This window comes from Accumulibacter sp., from assembly GCF_029255125.1.
GTDB lineage: Bacteria > Pseudomonadota > Gammaproteobacteria > Burkholderiales > Rhodocyclaceae > Accumulibacter.
On sequence record NZ_JAPUVR010000018.1, the window covers coordinates 1 to 4,917 of the forward strand.

General features: G+C 64.7%; 2 protein-coding genes. Both read right to left on the reverse strand.

What is annotated here, in order from left to right:
• A partial coding sequence (locus tag Q1L59_RS00655; protein ID WP_300327363.1) for an ATP-binding protein occupies positions 1-2,473 on the reverse strand: 2,473 nt, incomplete at its 3' end.
• 161 nt (positions 2,474-2,634) lie between these two features.
• The gene (locus Q1L59_RS00660; protein WP_300327364.1) at positions 2,635-4,677 is read right to left on the reverse strand and encodes a methyl-accepting chemotaxis protein; all 2,043 of its coding nucleotides are present in this window, start codon (positions 4,675-4,677) and stop codon (positions 2,635-2,637) included.
• Positions 4,678-4,917: the final 240 nt, after the last annotated feature.

Genomic DNA, 4,917 nt, shown 5'->3' on the forward strand with positions numbered 1-4,917 from the left:
CCGGCTGCACGACGCTGATTTCGGCCAGAATCCCCTCGATGCGCTCGCCGTCGAGACTGGTGATCGCCTCGACCAAGGCCTGACGGAGCGTTTCGGGAAGCGCCGCCAGCGCGGTCGCCGCCGCTTCCCGTCGTTCATCGGCCGCCGCCCCGCTGGCCCGAATGAGCTTGACCTTGAGCAGGTCTTCCATGCACTCGTGAATCTCCTCGGGTCTGAAGGGCTTGTGGACGATCGCGTCGAACCCCATATCGAGCAGCATCGCGTCGTCCTGTTTGAACGACGAAGCGGTGACCGCCGCGATGCGCACGGCATCGCCACCGGCCAGCGCACGAATTCGCCGGGTCGCTTCAACACCGTCCATCACCGGCATCCGCCGGTCCATCCAGATGAATTGCGGCTGCCAGTCAGAGAAGCAGGCGACTGCCTCGGCGCCGTTTTCGGCTTCCCGCACGGCGTAGCCCACGACCAGCAACAACTGCCTGAGCAGCAGACGGTTCTCCAGGTTGTCGTCGACCACCAGCACGCGGTAAGCCGGCTGCCCCGGCTGCAGGCCGATGACCTCGCCTCGCTCGGGGAGATCCTCCGGCAGATCCTCGGGGCGCGCCCGGTGCAGCGGCAGCTCGACGCGGAAAATGCTGCCTTTGCCGAGCTCGCTGGTCAACGACAGGCGACCATCCATCAGCTTGACGAATTGCCGGGTGATGGCCAGACCCAAACCGGTTCCCTGCCACGAGCCCAAGCTACCCGACTGGACGAAAGCGTCGAAGATGCGCTCCTGGTCTTCAGGCGCAATTCCAATGCCGGTGTCTTCCACCTCGATGATCAGGCACTCGGGCGGACCGGCAAGGACGCCCAGGCGCAGGGCGATGCCGCCGGATTCGGTGGCCTTGACCGCGTTCGACAGCAGATTGATCAAAATCTGGCGCAGTTTCGTCTGGTCGTCGACCAGGTATTGCGGAAACTCGGGCGCCTGATCGACGAGCAGTTGCAGCCCTTTCTCGATGGCGCGCATGCGCATCATGTCGGTGATGTCACCAATCAATTCAGCCAGGTTGAAGGGCACCCGGTCAACCTGCGTATGCCCGGCCTCGATCTTGGCCAGATCGAGCACATCGTTGATCAGACCGAGCAGGTGATCGCCACTCTTGTGGATGACCGCCAGATTGGCCTGCTGGGTCGCCGACAGGCCCTGACTGCGGCGCACCATGTCGGAAAAGCCGAGAATCGCGTTGAGCGGCGTGCGTAGTTCGTGCGACATGTTGGCCAGGAACAGGCTCTTGGCGAGATTCGCCGCCTCCGCTGCGTTCTTCGCCTCGAGCAGCTTGGCCTCGGCGATCTTCTGCTCGGTCACGTCGTGCAATGAAACGACCGCGCCGATCTTGCCACCATCCGTATCGCGCATCGCCTGACCAGACGCCAGAAACACGCGCCGAACACCGTCCGCCTGCTCGACCACCATCTCCGCGTTACGCACGATCTCGCCCTGCAGCGAACGAAACAGCGGGATCTCGGTGAGCGCCATCGACGTCACGCCGTCCGCCTGGAAGATCCGGTAGCGTTCGACCCACTGCTCGGGCGGCAGATCGTCCTGCGCGATCCCGGGCATCTCGCGCGCCGCGCGGTTGAAGAAGGAGAGCCGGCCGTGCTCGTCGCAGGCGACGACGCCATCCGAAATGTTGTTCAGCACCGCCTGCATGAACGCCTGCTGGCGCCGCAGTTCGCCGGTGCGCTTGGCGACGGCTTCTTCCAGGTGGCGCCGGTGATCGTCGAGGTCCCGGTGCGACTTCAGGATCTGTCGGCGCATGCTGTTGATCGCCTCGACGACTACGCCCAGTTCGTTGTTCAGGCGAGCATTCGCCGGCAGTGCGAGCGGCGTGTCGAGCTGTTCGAGCGACAGGCGCGAAAGATAGCCGGAGATGCTCATCAAGTGTCGGGCTACCGCACGCTCGAACAAGGCGTAAAAGACGGCGCCCAGCGCGGTAACGACGAGCAGCAGCGCAATCAGCAGCGGCACCAGACGTTCGAGCGCCGCTACTTTGAGCGGCCAGAGGTCGACGACCACACGCAGTTCGCCGACGCGGGATTCCATCACCGGGTCCTGATAGACGAGCGCCACCCGCTTTTCCAGCCGAAGTTCGGGATCGTCGATCGCACGGCCCGAGCGCGCCACCTCGGCGCCCTTTTCGTTGAGGACGACGATGTAGCCAATGCTCGGGATGCGCGTCAGACCCTCGACGATCACCTGCACCTGCGCCATGTCGAAACCCCACAGGCTGCCGGCAATCCCCGGCGCTGAGCTCTGCGCGATCTCGTCCAGCGCATGGCGCGCCGTTTGCACACGATCACGGTAGTCGAGCACACCCAAGGCCAGCAGCGAGAGCAGCGTGACGAGAACGGCGCCAATGGCCATCCGCACGACGATCTGGCGCGAAATGCTGCCACGCCGGACCGAGCTCGATTCGATGGATTTCATGCTCACCTCACAGACACGAGCGCTCGCGCACCATGCTGAACATAGCTCATGGACGGCCAGTCTTCCGGCCTTGGTCTATCGGGAGTCGCCGCTGGAATGGTTTCGCCGACCCGCGCGCTGCGCCACCATGCAATTCTCATCGACGCCGACCCGAGAACAGCTCAGGTCTTGAAGCGTTCGACCTGCTGGCGCAGCGCCGTCGCCAGCACATCGAGCTGATGAACGTCGTCGTCCGCCTTGCGCAGCGAATGTACGCTGTCGTCGCTCATGTGCGCGATGGTCGCGATGTTACCGGCAATCTCGGCGCTCGCGGTGGTTTGTGCGCACACCGCGTCGGAGATCGTCGATACGCCGGCGCCGGCCGCATCGACCGCCTCACCAGCGCTTTCGAGCAATCCGGCAACGCGCTGCAGATCGCCCAGGCCGTTGCTCAGCGCCGCCTGCCCCTGGCGAATCGCCTCGTCAACCGCGCTCGACTGCTGGCCGAGTTCGATCGTGAGCACGTCGATCTCGCGCGCCGAGCGGGTCGATTTTTCCGCCAGCTTGCGCACTTCGTCGGCCACCACTGCGAAGCCGCGACCGCTCTCGCCGGCGCGCGCCGCCTCGATCGCCGCGTTCAGCGCAAGGAGATTGGTCTGATCGGCAATTTCCTTGACCCGTTGAGTGAGATCGGTGATCGACGCGACGTTGCCGACGAACTGTTCGACGGTAGCGGTGATCCTGCGCACCGCTTCGCCAACCTCGCTCAGTTCGCCCACCACAGCGTGCAACTCGCTGTTGCTGCGCCGTGTTTGCTCGCCGCCGGCGAGGGCTTGTGCGCGCACTTCACGCGCGCTGTCGGCAACCGAGGCAATGCTCGCGGCCATTTCCTCGACCGCCGCGGCCGCGCTCGCCGCGGCGCTGCTTTGCTGGCTCGAGGCTTCGGTCACCGCCGCGGTGAAACGGGCCAGCCCCTCGGCCGCGCCGGAGACGTTCGCCGCGGCGTGCGCCGTGCGGCCGACCATCGCCTGCAGCGATTCGAGGAAGGTGTTGAAGGTGTGGGCCAGCCGACCGACCTCGTCGCGCGCCTGCACCGGCATGCGCAGCGTGAGGTCGCCGCCGCCGGCCGCCAACGCCGCCAGCGCCGCCTGCAATTGGTGCAGCGGCTGCCCGACCAGGCGGCGAACGAGCAGATAGAGCATGACGACCAGCGCCGCGACCATGAACAGCGTGCCGGCGATCGTCCACGCGGTGAGCACGTGCGTCTGGCGCAGAAACTCCTCACGGTAACTGCCGGCTGCGATCAGCCATTGCCAGGGTTCGAAGAAGCGGTAGACGGTGATCGTCTCGCGCGCGCTGGCGTCGCCTTCGCCGCGCCACGCGTAGCGCAGCAGCCCGGTCTTCCGCTCGAGCATCTGCTGGAAGATCGGCTGGCCGTCAGCGCCGAGGATTTCGCTGACCTTCTTCCCCTCGAGCTTGGGATGGATGACGAACTGGCCCCGGCCGGCACCCGCCTTGCCATCGACGACAAAGACGTGGCCGGTCTCGCCGATGGTGATTTTCTTGATCTGCTCCTTGATTGCCGCGTAGCCGGCGGAAAAGTCGACCGCGATCGCCAGGCTGCCGACGACCTTGCCGTTCTGATCGCGGGCGGGCAGGTAATGCGCCATCCATTCGCCGCCGAAGAGCGAGACGCGTCCCGTCCACGCCTGATCAGCGAGCAGCCGGGCGACCGCCGGGTGGCTGGTCGACAAGCGCGTGCCCAGGCTGCGCTCGCCCGTTTCGTTCTTCAGCGAGGTACTGATGCGGACGAACTCGTCGCCTTGGCGAACGAAGATCGAAGACACGGCGCCGGTACTCGCCAGCAGGTGGTCGGGGACGGTGAAATCGTCGTTCAGTTCGCGCTCGCGATTGCGCAGTACCGGCACGTCGCTCTCGCCGCTGCGCCGCGTGCTCGTGGTGTCGATGGTGAATACGGGGTCGAAGTCGGCGGCGAAGACGCGGCCGATCGTGCCAGCGCGTTCCTCGATGCTGCGTTCGTAGCTGTTCAGCGAGTCGACGATCAGTTGCGTCTCGCGCTCGAGATGAACGATTTCGGAACGTTCGAGGTGATCGAGAAGATAATGGCTGAAAAGGACGAGGCCCGAACCGAAGACGCCGATCAGAAAACTGGCGCTGATCGCCGGCAGTTTTTGCGTGAGGTCCATGTCCAGCCAGCGCATCATTTCGCCTTTCTCGTCGTGGCCGCCGGAAAACAGCCGACTGGCTGTCGCCCACGGATCTGTAGGTGAACGGGTTAACGGGTACACAGTTCTACGTCCAGCGGCCCCCTTTCTTTAGCAGGGTGAAATTGTCCTTCGGGCTAATAGCTGAAGAATCTGTTGCTTAGGGGCAGCCTATGGACATCGGGTGAAGAAGTCTGTATAAAGGGTAGATGGCAGCGGAACTTGACGCGTTGCGTGTGC

Excerpts from the sequence above, each read along its gene's own strand:
- Q1L59_RS00660 (WP_300327364.1), bottom strand. The coding sequence starts at position 4,677 with ATGATGCGCTGGCTGGACATGGACCTCACGCAAAAACTGCCGGCGATC.